The sequence below is a fragment of the Providencia rettgeri genome (assembly GCF_013702265.1).
Classification (GTDB): Bacteria; Pseudomonadota; Gammaproteobacteria; order Enterobacterales; family Enterobacteriaceae; genus Providencia; species Providencia zhijiangensis.
Window position 1 is genome coordinate 2,862,396 of sequence record NZ_CP059348.1, and the last position, 16,576, is coordinate 2,878,971.

Here is a 16,576-nt window from a genome sequence, read left to right on the forward strand (position 1 = left end):
TGAACTCAAAATAATTCGAGATGCATGCCATGAAATTAAGGCACTCCAGCCCCTTCACATGCACCTTGAAATAAAACGAGAATACCAACATAGCAAAATCCAGCGCAGTAGCAATACAAACGATTGCTTAGACTCTGCTAAAATGTGTGATGAAAAAGAAGTTATATGGTGGAAAATCTAGAGCGGTAACACAAAATAAGCATTTTGCCCACCTAATGGGCATTTGTGTGAGATATATCACCAAAATAACGGAAGGTAAAAAAAATTTAAATAATTTTCATGTTGATGATATTTACAAAAGTCATTAACCATCAAACTATCTACTCAAAAATAAAATAAGCTCGCCAAAAACAAAATAAGCCAGTGAACTCGAAAATTCACCGGCTTATTATTGAATACTGATTAATTATAACTTAATGGTTTTTACGCCTTCCGCCGTTCCCATCAGCACGACATCAGCGCCACGGTTAGCAAATAATCCGACTGTTACGACGCCTGCAATCCCGTTGATTTTATTTTCTAAAGCCACTGGGTCGAGGATTTCTAAGTTGTGAACATCTAAAATAACGTTACCGTTATCCGTCACCACATTTTCACGGTAAACTGGCTGACCACCCAGCTTGACTAGCTCACGAGCCACATAGCTACGCGCCATTGGGATCACTTCCACTGGCAGAGGGAATTTACCCAGTACGCCTACCAACTTAGATTGGTCTACGATACACACGAATGTTTTAGCAATAGCAGACACGATTTTTTCACGCGTTAACGCTGCACCGCCGCCTTTGATCATGTTCATGTTACCGTCAACTTCGTCAGCGCCATCAACATAGACATCTAATAAATCCACGCTATTGCAGTCAAAAACGGGAATACCCAAGGATTTTAATTTTTGAGTTGACGCTTCAGAGCTAGAGACTGCGCCTTCGATTTGCCCCTTCATTGTTGCTAATGCATCAATGAAGTGAGATGCGGTAGAACCTGTACCGACGCCAACAATGGTGCCCGGTTTAACATATTCTAATGCCGCCCAACCTACTGCTTTTTTTAATTCATCCTGAGTCATGCGAGAGCCTTATACTGAAATAATGAGTCATTAAGTAGATGCCCAATAGTATATACCGGACACCCAGCAAGTTGCAGTATTGTTATTAGGGATTGTGCACTACTTCTTATGAAAAATACCCTTTAGGAATATTTGCAAGTGTTATCCCTAAAAATATGACATAGTGATTAGCAGAATAACAAGAAGGAGAGTTTTTGATGAAGCGCCCTGATTATCGCGCCTTGCAAGCACTGGATGCCGTCATTCGTGAACGCGGATTTGAACGAGCAGCACAAAAATTGTGTATCACCCAATCTGCGGTTTCTCAACGAATCAAACAGTTAGAAAACCTTTTTGGTCAACCTTTACTCGTGCGTACTGTTCCGCCACATCCGACTGAACAAGGTCAAAAACTGCTAGCACTGCTTCATCAAGTAGAATTACTCGAAGAACAATGGCTTGGAGATGAAAACAGCGGCTCTACCCCATTATTGCTCTCCTTAGCGGTCAACGCCGATAGCTTGGCAACTTGGTTCTTACCTGCATTGAATCCCGTACTGGGCAACACCCCTATTCGCTTGAATATTCAAGTGGAAGATGAAACTCGTACCCAAGAACGTTTAAGACGCGGTGAAGTGGTCGGTGCTATCAGTATTCAGCCACAAGCGCTACCGGGCTGTTTAGTCGATAAACTGGGTGCTCTGGACTATATTTTCGTGGCGTCCCCTGGCTTTGCGGCTAAATATTTCCCTGAAGGTGTGACTCGCGCATCGTTATTAAAAGCGCCAGCTGTGGCCTTTGACCACTTAGATGATATGCACCAAGCCTTTGTACAACAAAACTTTGGTCTCTCGCCAGGTAGCGTCCCTTGCCATATTGTTAACTCATCAGAAGCGTTTGTGCAGCTAGCAAAACAGGGGTCAACATGCTGTATGATCCCGCATTTGCAAATTGCCAGTGAATTAGAAAATGGTGAGCTGATCGATTTAACACCGGGGTTATGCCAGCGCCGTATGCTTTATTGGCATCGCTTTGCGCCAGAAAGCCGCACAATGAAGAAAGTGACTGACGCCCTGCTAAAAACAGGACGCCAGATGCTAAAACAAGATGATGAAATTGCTGCCGAAATTAACGCTTAATTTCAAAAACCACATCGACTTGGTCATTAAAATCAATACTTTGTTGCTCATAGGTCTCATCAACATTGAGATCTTGAGCTGTAGCTTTCAACGCGCCACCACGACTACGCATCGCCATTGGGTATGGTACATCTGATGGAGCATTATAATTAATGCTGTAAATCGGCCCTAGCTGTGCATTAAACCCTTTCGCCAGCGCTTCAGCCTGCTGTTGAGCATTCTTCATCGCTTGGTCACGCGCTGCATTACGATATTTCTGCGGATCATTCACGCCAAATTGTACTGAATTAATTTCATTCAATCCTGCAGCTAATGCGCCATCGAGCAGAACATTCAGTTGATCCAGTTTTTTCACTTTGACTTCAACGGTTCTTGTCGCGGTATAGCCTTTTAAAGACGCCTTAGCAGTCGAACTATAATCATAGTTTGGTTGCGTACGTACATTGGCAGCTTCAATATCTTGCTTTTCAATGCCATTTTTCTTTAGGAATTCATAATATTCAGCAACTCGCTTATCAACGGCGGCTTTCGCAGCAGCGGCATCTTTATTGGTCACTTGCACATTAATGCTCAGCGTCGCCATATCTGGCGCTACTTTCACAGCACCACTTGCTGATGTTGAAATATGTGGACCTTCTGGTACGGCACTTGCCAATGACATGGTTGGTACCGCAAGACCTGCCAGCAGGGCAGCAACAACGATAGATTTCAATTTCACAGAACCTCCCAATGGTGTTTTTCTCTACAATAAAAAGGAAGCTCATCATAAACTTCCTTTGATTAAGGTTCACATTATCATATTCAGCTCAAACTGCGATTCAGAATAATGCTAATTAATAACCCAAACCATGCATCGCGAGTTTAAATGCAATAAACCACATGACACAACCGACAAACAAGTTAATCAAACGCTGAGAACGAGGTTTACTCAGTATAGGAGAAAACCAAGCGGCTAACATGGCTAATAAGAAAAACCACACAAATGAAGCCGTCAAAGCCCCTGCTGTAAACCATGGACGTAATTGACTTTCTAATTGCCCACCGACACTGCCTAGCACCACAAATGTATCTAAGTACACATGCGGATTCAGCCAAGTGACGGCAAATAAAGTCACAATCACTTTCCAGCGCGTCATGGTTGTGCTTTCTAGCTGTAAGACTTCATCATCTGGGGTCATTGCGGTACGAAACGCACCATAGCCATACCACGCTAAGAATGCGACTCCAGCCCATGTAATTAAGGCCATCAACAACTCAGACTGGCTTAATAAGGCACTACCGCCAAATACACCGGCAATGATTAAAATCGTGTCACTTAGAGCGCATAATAATGCACTCATTAAATGAAATTGTTTGCGGCTACCTTGTTGCAATACAAACGCATTTTGCGGTCCCAAAGGTAATATCATTGCAGCCCCAAGCAGAGCCCCCTGAAAATAAATCGTAAACATGCAATTTTTCCCAATAATTATTCAAATAATCTGCAAAGAATAATATCCAGAAAAAATCATTAGTGAAAACGATTAACTCTAATGGTCCATAAGCAAGGCTAATCAAGATTAGCGATCAAGAAATGATAGAAATAAGGATGAGATTACGGAAAAAGTGCAAATAAAAATGGCGTAACTTTTTAGGTCACGCCATTTTTAAGGATAAATACGTTAAGACTTATTCAGCAGAAATATTTTTTGCGCTGGTATTAACTTGGTGAAGATGAACATCCATTTGTGGGAATGGGATACCAATATTGTGCTTATCAAGCGCACGCTTAAAGTTTTCCATTAAATCCCAATAAACTGGCCAAGTATCACCATTCGTTGTCCAGAAACGCACTAAATAGTTTAGTGAAGATGGTGCCATTTCATTTAAACGGATAGTTACACCTTTGTCATGAAGAATGCGTTTATCCGCAGCAACGATATCACCCAAGACTTTTTTAACCATATCAATATCAGAATTGTAAGCAACACCGACCATGATATCTTGACGACGAAGTGGCTCACGAGTCACGTTAATAATGCTGTCACCAATAATTTTACCGTTTGGGATCACCACGATACGGTCATCTGCCGTTCTCAATGTGGTTGAGAAAATTTGCACGCTTTGTACTGTACCGTCAATCGCGCCAATCTTAACAAACTCACCCGCTTTTAATGGTCTGAATACCACCAGCAGAACGCCTGCAGCAAAGTTACCTAATGAGTTTTGTAATGCTAAACCAACCGCTAAACCGGCGGCACCCATTACCGCGATGACAGAGGCAGTTTGTACGCCAATTTTGCCCAGCACCGCAATTAAGGTAAATGCCACAATGGTATAGCGAGCAATAGCGGATAAGAATTCGCTAACAGTGGAGTCAATTCCTCTCATTGTCATCACGCGATTCAAACCACGGCTAACCCATTTAGCAATCATCAACCCCACAATTAAAATAACAAGTGCGGAAACGATATTGACGACATACTGGACTAGCAGATCCTGATTTGCCACAAACCAATTTGTTGCATCATTCAATGCGCCTGTAACATCATCAGTATTCATATGTATATCCTTTTCGATCAAATTTAGACTAGGAAAACTCGCTCAATTCAATTAATAACCTTGGAAACTATTAGTAAATAATTGAATAACACGCTTAAAATAATAGCTATAAATTATCAAAATATAAAATTAATCGATAAATAAAATGCTATTTATCGATTTTCGATAACAAATTCACGGTAGTCATCCAACATATCAAAAAAGTCATTTACACCACAAAAAGCAATACTTTCATTATCATAGTAACTCATGCCTTCTTCTAACCCATCCGTCTCAAAAGCTAATTGGTTCGCACGGATCATCACTTCTTCATCATCAAGAATGAGCGTGTATTCGTGACCAATAAACTCCCATTGCTTTTCACTGCCTTTAATCAATTCATAATTTTCTGCGATGGTATCCAGTAAACTGAGGTCATTTTTGATTTCCTCATTTAACCAATAACCGATAGCTTCATGGTCCATTGAAAATTTAGCGGTAATACTTCCTGTAATATCCTTTAAGAATTGGTAGTCCATATGCAATACCTCACACTTTGCGTCTTTGAATTAAGTATAACGCGAGTCAAGCGGGTTTGCTTAGCGCTATTACAGACTGTCAGAAGAAAATTAATGGTCGTGACTATTACGCTGCATAAATAGGTTTATTCAATTAAAATTGATGCACACTATTCAACTCGGTAATAGGAACGTCAATGATTAATCGATTAGACCATATAGTCTTAACCACCACAGATCTTGATGCCTGTCTTGATTTTTACCAACGTATTTTAAAGATGTCTGTGATCACCTTCGGCGAACAACGTTTTGCCCTGCAATTTGGTCAGCAAAAAATAAATATTCACCAATATGGGAAAGAGTTTGAACCTAAGGCACACTTGCCTGTTCCGGGATCGTTAGATCTCTGCTTTATCAGTGATATTCCACTGATAGAAGTTCAACAACATATTGAACAGCAAGGTGTGGAAATTATAGAGGGGCCAGTGCAACGAACGGGTGCTATCGGTAAGATTACTTCTTTGTATATCAGAGATCCTGATTTGAATTTAATTGAAATTTCACAATATCTTTAACGCTAGCCTATTTATATTCGTGTTCATTACTAAAAGAAAGACAGAAAAAACCCCAAAAATTGAATTCTCAATTCTTGGGGTTAAATGAGTATGATTCTATCTATCGCTGATTAAACAGCGGTTTGGAAAATCACACCATCAGCTTTTTCAGTGTACTGATCCAGTCGATCAAAGTTCAGATAGCGGTATGTATCTTCCGCAGTTTCGTCGACTTTATTCATAAACTGTTGGTACTCAGCTGGCGTTGGTAAACGACCTAACAGAGAAGCTACTGCGGCTAACTCTGCGGATGCCAGATACACATTCGCCCCTGTACCTAAACGGTTAGGGAAGTTACGAGTCGATGTCGAAACGACAGTCGCACCATCTGCCACGCGTGCTTGGTTCCCCATACACAGTGAACAGCCAGGGACTTCAATACGGGCTCCGCTCTTACCAAACACGCTGTAATAACCTTCTTCAGTTAATTGCGCTGCATCCATCTTGGTTGGTGGCGCAACCCACAGGCGAGTTGGTAATTGACCTTTATGGGAATCCAGCAATTTACCTGCTGCACGGAAGTGACCAATGTTAGTCATGCATGAACCAATGAATACTTCATCGATTTTTTCATTCTGAACATCAGACAGTAAGCGCGCATCATCTGGGTCATTTGGCGCACACAGAATTGGTTCCTTGATCTCATTAAGATCAATTTCAATCACTGCTGCATATTCTGCATCGGCGTCGCCTTCAAGTAACTCAGGGTTCGCTAACCAGTTTTCCATACCTTTGATACGACGCTCAATAGTACGACGGTCGCCGTAACCTTCTGCGATCATCCATTTCAATAGAACGATGTTAGATTGCAGGTATTCGATGATTGGCGCTTTATCCAGTTTGATAGTACAGCCCGCCGCAGAACGTTCAGCCGACGCATCCGCTAATTCAAATGCTTGCTCAACTTTCAGCTCAGGAAGACCTTCAATTTCCAGAATACGACCAGAGAAAATGTTTTTCTTACCTTTTTTCTCAACAGTCAGTAAGCCATCTTTAATCGCATACAGAGGAATAGCATGAACAAGGTCACGTAATGTGATACCCGGCTGCATTTGTCCTTTGAAGCGAACTAATACGGATTCTGGCATATCCAGAGGCATAACACCGGTTGCAGCGGCAAAAGCCACTAAACCAGAACCTGCTGGGAATGAGATACCAATTGGGAAACGGGTATGCGAGTCACCACCAGTCCCAACAGTATCTGGCAATAGCATACGGTTTAACCAAGAGTGAATAATACCGTCGCCCGGACGCAGAGAAACCCCACCGCGGTTCATAATAAAATCAGGCAGCGTATGGTGCGTGGTAACATCGACAGGTTTTGGATAAGCTGCCGTGTGACAGAATGACTGCATGACTAAATCTGCAGAGAATCCTAAACATGCTAAGTCTTTCAGCTCATCACGTGTCATTGGACCCGTGGTATCTTGAGAACCAACAGACGTCATTTTAGGTTCACAGTATTCACCAGGGCGAATACCTTGACGACCGCATGCACGACCCACCATTTTTTGTGCTAATGAGTAACCACGATTGCTTTGTGCAACAGGTTTCGCAAGACGGAACATATCCGTTGCACCTAAACCTAATGCTTCGCGCGCTTTAGTGGTTAAGCCACGACCGATGATCAGTGGAATACGACCACCAGCACGAACTTCGTCAATTAACACATCCGTTTTTAATTCGAATGTTTCTAACAATTCGTTAGTTTCGTGATTACGAACTTCACCTTTATATGGATAGATATCAATCACATCACCCATATTCAGTTTAGACACATCCACTTCAATCGGCAGTGCACCCGCATCTTCCATTGTGTTAAAGAAGATAGGTGCGATTTTGCCACCCAGCACCACACCGCCACCGCGTTTATTAGGCACGAATGGAATATCATCACCCATAAACCATAAAACAGAGTTCGTTGCTGATTTACGCGAAGAACCTGTACCGACAACGTCACCCACATAAGCTAGTGGGAAGCCTTTTTTGTTCAGTTCTTCGATCTGTTTAATTGGACCTACGCTACCCGCTTCATCAGGAACGATACCATCGCGTGCGTTTTTCAGCATTGCTAAAGCATGCAGAGGGATATCAGGGCGCGACCATGCATCTGGTGCAGGAGATAAATCATCAGTGTTTGTTTCGCCAGTGACTTTAAATACAGTCACTGTCATTTTTTCGGCTAATTCAGGACGCTCGTTGAACCAATCGGCATTCGCCCATGACTCAATTACTTGCTTAGCATGTGCATTTCCCGCTTTCGCTTTTTCTTCTACGTCGTAGAAGTTATCGAACATGAGTAGAGTATGGGAAAGTGCTTTTGCTGCGATGGCTGCCAGTTTGGCATCATCAAGAGCTTCGATTAACGCATGAATATTGTATCCACCCTGCATGGTACCAAGCAGTTCGATGGCTTTTTCAGGGGAGATCAGAGGGGAGGATGTTTCGCCTTTTGCGATCGCGGCTAAAAATCCAGCTTTAACGTACGCTGCTTCATCAACGCCCGGTGGAACACGGTTGGTCAGCAGGTCTAACAAGAAATCTTCTTCACCTTTGGGTGGGTTTTTCAGTAACTCTACTAGTGCAGCTACTTGTGACGCATCTAATGGCTTAGGGACAATCCCTTGAGCGGCACGCTCGGCTACGTGCTTACGGTATTCTTCTAGCACGACGTTCTCCTCGCTTCTTTGTTATTTATATACCCGGCTGTCTGCACCATCCTGAAAAAGTCATCATCCGGTGCCAGGTCAGAGGAATTTGCTCACATAATCTCAATGGCGACAAAATTATGTCCAGCTTCGGGCAATCAGCATAGCAGAATTTAAACGTAATGTTAATTCATTCACAAGAAAGTAACATTCTTCTGCTAACTTAACCCATTAACAAACTTTATAGGGTAATTTTTAAGCTTGAAACATCATAATCCATTATAAACATCCATTAAGACCTTACTTTTTATAATCCATTTCGTGACTGAAAGCACTCTAATTAGTGCCTTTTTTCATCCCTTATCACAAATTATATTTAATAACTCATTTTTACTTATCTGACTAATTGATAAGGCAAATCATTGCGATTGGTTTAAAGTTTTTTAACGAATTTAATGGGGTTTATTGGCGTTGGAACAATATAGGTTTGAGATAAGATAATTAAGAAAAATATAAATTAACATCGATTTTTTCATTCAAATAAAAAAGACCAAAACATTTCTGCTTTGGTCTTCAATTCGCTTAATTCTTGCTAAAAAAGAAAATTATTTTTTCTTTTTCGCTTTAGCGTTTGGTAAGTCAGTGATGCTACCTTCGTAGATCTCTGCAGCCATACCAATTGATTCGTACAGTGTAGGGTGAGCATGAATAGTTAATGCTAAGTCTTCAGCATCACAACCCATTTCGATTGCCAGGCCGATTTCGCCCAGTAATTCACCACCGTTAACACCAACAACCGCACCACCGATAATACGGTTAGATTGCTTATCGAAAATCAGCTTAGTCATACCTTCAGAGCAGTCAGATGCGATTGCGCGACCTGATGCAGCCCATGGGAATGTTGCTGTTTCGTAGCTGATGTTTTTCTCTTTCGCTTCTTTCTCAGTTAAACCAACCCATGCAACTTCTGGCTCAGTATAAGCAATTGATGGAATCACTTTAGGATCGAAGTAGTGTTTCAGACCAGAGATAACTTCTGCTGCAACGTGACCTTCGTGAACACCTTTGTGAGCCAGCATTGGTTGACCAACAATGTCACCGATAGCAAAGATGTGTGGTACGTTAGTACGCATTTGTTTATCAACATGGATGAAACCACGATCATCAACTTCAACGCCAGCTTTACCTGCGTCTAAGTTCTTACCGTTAGGTACGCGACCGATAGCCACTAACACAGCGTCATAACGTTGTGGTTCAGCTGGCGCTTTTTTACCTTCCATTGAAACGTAGATACCATCTTCTTTCGCTTCAACAGCAGTCACTTTAGTTTCTAACAGTAAGTTGAATTTCTTGCTGATTTGCTTAGTGAATACTTTAACCACGTCTTTATCCGCAGCAGGGATAACTTGGTCAAACATTTCAACCACATCAATTTGTGAACCCAGTGCATGGTATACAGTACCCATCTCAAGACCGATGATACCGCCACCCATTACCAGCAGACGCTCTGGAACTTCTTGCAGTTCTAATGCATCTGTTGAATCCCAAATACGTGGATCTTCATGAGGAATAAATGGTAACTGAATTGGACGTGAACCCGCAGCAATGATCGCATTATCAAAGTTGATAGTGGTGCTGCCGTTTTCGCCTTCAACAACCAGTGTATTCGCGCCAGTAAATTTACCCAGACCGTTAACTACGTTAACTTTACGGCCTTTCGCCATACCCGCTAAGCCGCCAGTCAGTTGGGTGATAACTTTCTCTTTCCACAGACGCACTTTGGAAATGTCAGTTTTTGGCTCGCCAAATACGATACCGTGTTCAGCTAATGCTTTAGCTTCTTCGATAACTTTAGCAACGTGCAGTAGTGCTTTAGAAGGGATACAACCAACGTTTAAACAAACTCCACCAAGAGTTGAGTAACGTTCTACCAAAACAGTTTCTAAACCTAAGTCAGCGCAACGGAATGCCGCAGAATAACCTGCTGGGCCTGCACCAAGCACAACGACTTGGGCTTTAATTTCAGTACTCATCATGACCTCTTTTTGTTTTGTCCAGCGGGGCCGCCGAATAAACGAATTTTCCACTGGTAAAGTACACACCGCAAGCAGTTTACAGAATTGTTAACATCCTGAAAAGGCTGAATACGTGACGTAACTCCCAACCTTTCGTTGCAACAGCGAAAAACTCTGCCCCAGCCTAAATAAAACAGACCGGTCAATTGACCGGTCTTATTAGTTACATTACCAGACGGCGAATATCGCTCATCAGTTGTCCAACTAAAGTGATGAAGCGCGCGCCATCAGCGCCATCAATCACACGGTGGTCAAATGACAGAGACATTGGCAGGATCAAGCGTGGAACGAACTCACTACCATTCCAAACTGGTTTGATAGAAGAGCGAGACAGACCCATAATTGCCACTTCTGGCGCATTCACAATTGGTGCAAAACCGGTAGTCCCGATACCACCTAAGCTAGAGATAGTGAAGCAACCACCTTGCATGTCAGCGGCGGTCAGTTTACCTGCACGCGCTTTCTTAGACACTTCACCCAGCTCACGAGATAACTCCATAATGCCTTTTTTGTTCACGTCTTTGAAAACAGGAACAACTAAACCATTTGGCGTATCTACAGCGATACCGATGTTGATATATTTTTTCAGGAACAGACGCTGTGCATCTTCTGAAATAGAGCTGTTGAAGCGTGGCATTTCTTCCAGAGCACGAGCAACCGCTTTCATCACGAAGACCAGTGGAGTGATTTTCACATCCAGCTTTTTCTTCTCGGCTTCTTTGTTCTGCTGCTTACGGAACTCTTCAACTTCAGTGGTATCCACTTCTTCCATAAGAGTTACGTGCGGGATCATGACCCAGTTACGGCTCAGGTTAGCGCCAGAAATTTTCTGGATACGACCCAGCTCAACTTCTTCAACTTCACCAAATTTGCTGTAATCAACTTTCGGCCATGGAAGCATACCCGGTAAACCACCGCCAGCTGCTGCTGGTGCTTCTGCACGTTTGATTGCATCTTTAACGTAAGCTTGAACGTCTTCACGTAAGATACGGCCTTTACGACCTGTACCTTTCACTTTCGCTAAGTTCACACCAAATTCGCGAGCTAAACGGCGAATAACTGGTGTTGCGTGAATATACGCATCGTTCTCAACAAATTCATTTTTGCTATCAGCAGTTTTAGCTGGAGCAGAAGCTACTGGCGCAGCTGCTGGAGCTGCAACTGGTGCTGAAGCCGGAGCTGCAGTAGGAGCTGGCGCTGCAACTGGTGCTGAAGCCGGAGCTGCAGTAGGAGCTGGCGCTGCACCCGCAACTTCGAAAGTCATAATCAGGGAACCAGTTTTGACTTTATCGCCAGTCGCAATCTTGATCTCTTTAACTGTACCTGCGAATGGTGCTGGTACTTCCATTGATGCTTTGTCGCCTTCAACGGTAATCAGAGATTGTTCAGCTGTTACGGTGTCGCCAACTTTGACCATGACTTCGGTAACTTCAACTTCATCACCACCGATATCTGGTACGTTAACGTCTTTGATTGCCGCTGCTGCTGGTGCCGCTGCTGGTGCTGCTGGAGCAGAAACCGCTGCTGCAGGCGCTGCGCCCGCAACTTCGAATACCATGATCAGCGAGCCAGTTTTCACTTTATCGCCAGTCGCAATTTTGATCTCTTTAACTGTACCTGCAAATGGTGCTGGCACTTCCATTGACGCTTTATCGCCTTCAACGGTAATCAGAGATTGCTCAGCCGTGATTGCATCACCCACTTTAACCATGATCTCAGTGACTTCAACTTCATCACCACCGATGTCTGGTACAGCAACTTCTTTCAGTGCTGCAGCCGCAGGAGCAGCTGGTGCCGCCACTGGAGCAGCTGGTGCTGCTGCTGGCGCAGATGCGCCTTCTGCTGACTCAAAAATCATGATTAATTTACCGGTAGTAACTTTGTCACCAACTGCAATTTTAATCTCTTTAACCACACCCGCTTGTGGAGATGGGACTTCCATAGACGCTTTATCACCTTCAACAGTGATGAGCGATTGCTCAGCTTCTACTTTATCACCAACTTTTACCATGACTTCGGTGACTTCAACTTCATCAGCACCGATATCTGGCACTTGGATTTCAATAGACATTGATTATTACCTCTTATGCCAAACGTGGGTTAACTTTATCTGGGTTGATGTTGTATTTTTTAATCGCTTCTTCAACGACTTTAACATCAATCTCACCACGTTTAGCCAATTCACCTAACGCTGCAACGATGACATACGTTGTATCCACTTCGAAGTGGTGACGCAGGTTCTCACGGCTGTCAGAACGACCGAAACCGTCAGTACCTAATACACGGTACTCACTGGCTGGAACATAAGTACGGATTTGTTCAGCGAACAGTTTCATGTAATCAGTCGATGCAACAGCTGGCGCATCATTCATAACTTGCGCGACATAAGGTACACGTGGCGTTGCTGATGGGTGCAGCATGTTCCAACGCTCACAGTCTTGACCATCACGAGCCAATTCAGTGAATGAGGTTACGCTGTATACGTCAGAACCAATTCCATATTCCGCAGCCAAGATATCGGCAGCTTCACGAACGTGGCGCATCATAGAACCTGAACCTAATAACTGCACTTTGCCTTTCTTGCCTTCGACTGAAGCCAGTTTATAGATACCTTTACGGATACCGTCTTCAACGCCTTCTGGCATTGCGTGCATGTGATAGTTCTCGTTCAGAGTCGTGATGTAGTAGTACACGTTCTCTTGTTTCTCACCATACATACGCTCTAAACCGTCTTGCATGATAACCGCAACTTCGTAAGCGTAAGCTGGGTCATAAGAAATACAGTTAGGGATAGTCAGTGATTGAATATGGCTATGACCATCTTCGTGCTGTAAGCCTTCACCGTTCAGTGTTGTACGGCCAGAAGTACCACCTATCAGGAAGCCACGAGCTTGTTGGTCACCTGCTGCCCACATTAAGTCACCAATACGTTGGAAACCAAACATAGAGTAGTAGATATAGAATGGGATCATCGGCAGGTTGTTGGTGCTGTATGATGTTGCAGCCGCTAACCATGAAGAGCCCGCACCCAGTTCGTTGATACCTTCTTGCAGGATCTGACCTTTAGAGTCTTCTTTATAGTAAGCAACTTGCTCACGATCTTGCGGAGTATATTGTTGACCTTTCGGGCTATAGATACCAATTTGACGGAACAGACCTTCCATACCGAAAGTACGTGCTTCGTCAGCGATGATTGGAACTAAACGCTCTTTGATCGAGTTGTTTTTCAACATGACATTCAGTGCGCGGACGAATGCGATTGTTGTTGAAATCTCTTTAGATTGTTCTTCCAGTAATTGACTGAAATCTGACAGAGCTGGAATTTCCAGTTTTTCATCAAATTTAGCGCGACGAGCTGGTAAGTAACCACCCAGAGCTTGGCGACGTTCGTGCAGATATTTGTATTCTTCAGAATCTTTATCGAAAGTAATTAATGGCAGTTTTTCGATTTGATCATCAGCAACTGGTACATTGAACTGATCACGGAAGTGGCGAACGCCGTCCATGTTCATTTTCTTAACTTGGTGAGCAATGTTTTTACCTTCTGCTGTTTCACCCATACCATAGCCTTTGATGGTTTGAGCTAAAATAACAGTTGGCTTGCCTTTGGTTTCTTGTGCTTTTTTGAATGCTGCATACACTTTCTTCGGATCGTGACCACCACGGTTCAGCGCCCAAATTTCGTCATCAGTCATATCTTTCACTAATGCAGCCGTTTCTGGGTAACGGTTGAAGAAGTGTTCACGCACATATGCACCATCGCGTGATTTAAATGTTTGATAGTCACCGTCAAGGGTTTCGTTCATCAATTGAACCAGTTTACCGGTTGTATCTTTACGCAGCAGTTCGTCCCAACGGTCACCCCACATAACTTTGATAACTTGCCAGCCAGCACCACTGAAGATACCTTCTAATTCGTTAACGATTTTACCGTTACCTGTTACTGGGCCATCAAGACGTTGCAGGTTACAGTTAATAACGAAGACTAAGTTATCTAACTTATCGCGAGTTGCGATAGTAATTGCACCTTTAGATTCTGGCTCATCCATCTCACCATCACCTAAGAACGCATAAACACGCTGTGCTGAAGTATCTTTCAGACCGCGGTTATCCAAATATTTTAAGAACTTAGCTTGGTAGATAGCATTGATTGGACCCAGACCCATCGATACAGTTGGGAACTGCCAGAAATCAGGCATTAATTTAGGATGCGGATAAGAAGACAGACCGTTCCCACCAATTTCTTGACGGAAGTTATTCATCTGCTCTTCAGTTAAGCGACCTTCTAAGAATGCACGCGCATAGATACCAGGGGAGATATGGCCTTGGAAGAAGACTAAATCACCACCGTCATTATTGTTATGAGCACGGAAGAAGTGGTTGAAGCAAACTTCATATAAAGTTGCGGAAGACTGGAATGATGCCATATGACCACCCAGTTCTAAATCCTTTTTAGATGCACGCAGAACGGTCATTACAGCGTTCCAGCGAATTGCAGAACGGATACGGCGTTCTAAATCCATGTTACCAGGGTATGCAGGTTCATCTTCAACAGCAATTGTGTTGATATAATCAGAACTACCAGATGCACCAGCGGCAATGTTAACACCGCCTTTACGTGCTTCGCTTAATACCTGTTCGATAATAAACTGTGCACGATCAACACCTTCTTCACGGATGACCGATTCAATCGCCTGTAGCCAGTCGCGAGTTTCAATCGGATCCACGTCATTTTTTAACATATCTGACATGGTGTATTCCTTATCTGTTATCTATTTTATATGGTTATGTGGAGCCTATCTTCCTGCCATTTTCTTCATGTTAATGAAAACAGCGGGAAGATAGGCCCTGATGTAGTTGCCGCTTTATCTCTAACTAAGAGTACTCACAGTAATGTAGACGCAGCAGTCAGGATCTACACTACCAATTTTAAATCTGGTCTAGATCTGGATGTTGCTGTAAGCGACGTAATGAACGCTCTCGGCGAGTCTGCTCACGCCCAATGTCCAGCAGCAAATCTTCAATAAAAGCAAGATGTCGATGAGACGCCTCTCTCGCTTTTTCAGGTTCCCTTGCGACAATAGCGGAAAAAATCTGTTCTCTATGCTCGCTTACTGCGTTGTACATCTCTTTACGGGTATATAGGAACTCAAAATTCTGGCGGATATTTTGCTCTAACATAGGGATCATGCAACGTAGCAAATGTAACAGCACTACATTATGAGCAGCTTCCGTTACAATCAGTTGATACTGTAATACCGCATCTGATTCCGCGTTAAGATCACCACTTTTCTGAGCTGATTTAATCAACTCATAGCTTTGGCGAATACGCTCTAAATCTTCTTCCGTACCACGTAATGCCGCATAGTAAGCAGCGATGCCTTCTAATGCATGACGCGTTTCAAGAAGATCTAATTGAGATTCTGGGTTACCAGCAAGTAATTCGGTCAATGGGTCACTAAAACTTTGCCACATCTGTTTTTGTACAAATGTGCCACCACCTTGACGACGAGATAGAAGACCTTTAGCTTCTAAGGTTTGAATAGCTTCACGCACTGATGGTCTTGAGACATCAAATTGCTTAGCAAGTTCACGTTCAGGAGGCAGCTTTTCGCCGGGGCGTAAAGTCCCCTCGAATATGAGATGCTCAAGCCGTTGCTCGATTACATCTGATAACTTTGGTTGGCGAATTTTACCGTAAGTCATAATCTGCCATTTTCATAGTGAGTAATTATTGATTATCTAGTACCCAGTGTTAATTGGTCATACCAATTATTTTATGGCTTAATAAAGTAACAAAGTATTCACTATCTGTCCATAAAGACCTTGAGCTAAATCATAAAATCCTGCAAGTTTTAACGGTTTATTTTAAAAAAAGCATTAATTAATAACCAAGCCTTGATTAAACAACACACAAATTTAACAAAAAATATGACTTTTTATGCCACTGAAATTAAAACTGAACCGTTACAGCTTACCAATTATTGCATGCAAAATCACAAAATATGAATAAAAAC

Annotated in this window: 12 protein-coding genes; 2 read left to right on the top strand and 10 right to left on the bottom strand. The window is 42.9% G+C overall.

Annotation, left to right across the window (positions count from 1 at the left end; translation table 11 throughout):
• Positions 1–406: 406 nt before the first annotated feature.
• Positions 407–1,066 (bottom strand): ribose-5-phosphate isomerase RpiA, encoded by a 660-nt coding sequence (gene rpiA / locus H0913_RS13205; RefSeq protein ID WP_154602553.1) that lies wholly within the window; start codon positions 1,064–1,066, stop codon positions 407–409.
• 197 nt (positions 1,067–1,263) lie between these two features.
• Here rpiA and H0913_RS13210 point away from each other — a divergent pair, with 197 nt between their 5' ends.
• Positions 1,264–2,184, top strand: coding sequence for a LysR family transcriptional regulator ArgP (locus tag H0913_RS13210; RefSeq protein ID WP_036951157.1), 921 nt, complete (start codon positions 1,264–1,266; stop codon positions 2,182–2,184).
• Here H0913_RS13210 and H0913_RS13215 read toward each other — a convergent pair.
• The 4 genes from H0913_RS13215 to H0913_RS13230 form a co-directional block, all read right to left on the bottom strand.
• A complete protein-coding gene (locus H0913_RS13215) occupies positions 2,174–2,902 on the bottom strand; it encodes an oxidative stress defense protein (protein WP_181477403.1) in 729 nt (242 codons plus the stop codon). The two genes, H0913_RS13210 and H0913_RS13215, sit on opposite strands and share 11 nt — an antisense overlap.
• A 115-nt stretch (positions 2,903–3,017) precedes the next feature.
• Positions 3,018–3,635: an arginine exporter ArgO gene (gene argO, locus H0913_RS13220; RefSeq protein ID WP_154638129.1), complete on the bottom strand. Its 618-nt coding sequence runs from the start codon at positions 3,633–3,635 to the stop codon at positions 3,018–3,020.
• Between the two features lie 217 nt (positions 3,636–3,852).
• A complete protein-coding gene (gene mscS / locus H0913_RS13225; protein ID WP_154602550.1) occupies positions 3,853–4,725 on the bottom strand; it encodes a small-conductance mechanosensitive channel MscS in 873 nt (290 codons plus the stop codon).
• Between the two features lie 152 nt (positions 4,726–4,877).
• Positions 4,878–5,243: a YacL family protein gene (locus H0913_RS13230; RefSeq protein ID WP_036951163.1), complete on the bottom strand. Its 366-nt coding sequence runs from the start codon at positions 5,241–5,243 to the stop codon at positions 4,878–4,880.
• Positions 5,244–5,419: 176 nt separating this feature from the next.
• Here H0913_RS13230 and H0913_RS13235 point away from each other — a divergent pair, with 176 nt between their 5' ends.
• Complete coding sequence (locus tag H0913_RS13235; protein WP_154638127.1) at positions 5,420–5,797, top strand: VOC family protein; 378 nt, start codon at positions 5,420–5,422, stop codon at positions 5,795–5,797.
• 110 nt (positions 5,798–5,907) lie between these two features.
• Here H0913_RS13235 and acnB read toward each other — a convergent pair whose 3' ends face one another.
• The 5 genes from acnB to pdhR all read right to left on the bottom strand — a co-directional run bounded on the left by acnB (position 5,908) and on the right by pdhR (position 16,265).
• Positions 5,908–8,505, bottom strand: a complete 2,598-nt coding sequence (gene acnB, locus H0913_RS13240; protein ID WP_036951167.1) for a bifunctional aconitate hydratase 2/2-methylisocitrate dehydratase — start codon at positions 8,503–8,505, stop codon at positions 5,908–5,910.
• Positions 8,506–9,089: 584 nt separating this feature from the next.
• Positions 9,090–10,517 (bottom strand): dihydrolipoyl dehydrogenase, encoded by a 1,428-nt coding sequence (gene lpdA / locus H0913_RS13245; protein WP_036951171.1) that lies wholly within the window; start codon positions 10,515–10,517, stop codon positions 9,090–9,092.
• Positions 10,518–10,722: 205 nt separating this feature from the next.
• The gene (gene aceF / locus H0913_RS13250) at positions 10,723–12,630 is read right to left on the bottom strand and encodes a pyruvate dehydrogenase complex dihydrolipoyllysine-residue acetyltransferase (RefSeq protein ID WP_181477404.1); all 1,908 of its coding nucleotides are present in this window, start codon (positions 12,628–12,630) and stop codon (positions 10,723–10,725) included.
• 13 nt (positions 12,631–12,643) lie between these two features.
• Complete coding sequence (gene aceE, locus H0913_RS13255; RefSeq protein ID WP_154602547.1) at positions 12,644–15,310, bottom strand: pyruvate dehydrogenase (acetyl-transferring), homodimeric type; 2,667 nt, start codon at positions 15,308–15,310, stop codon at positions 12,644–12,646.
• 178 nt (positions 15,311–15,488) lie between these two features.
• Positions 15,489–16,265: a pyruvate dehydrogenase complex transcriptional repressor PdhR gene (pdhR, locus tag H0913_RS13260; RefSeq protein ID WP_154602546.1), complete on the bottom strand. Its 777-nt coding sequence runs from the start codon at positions 16,263–16,265 to the stop codon at positions 15,489–15,491.
• Between the last annotated feature and the right edge of the window lie 311 nt (positions 16,266–16,576).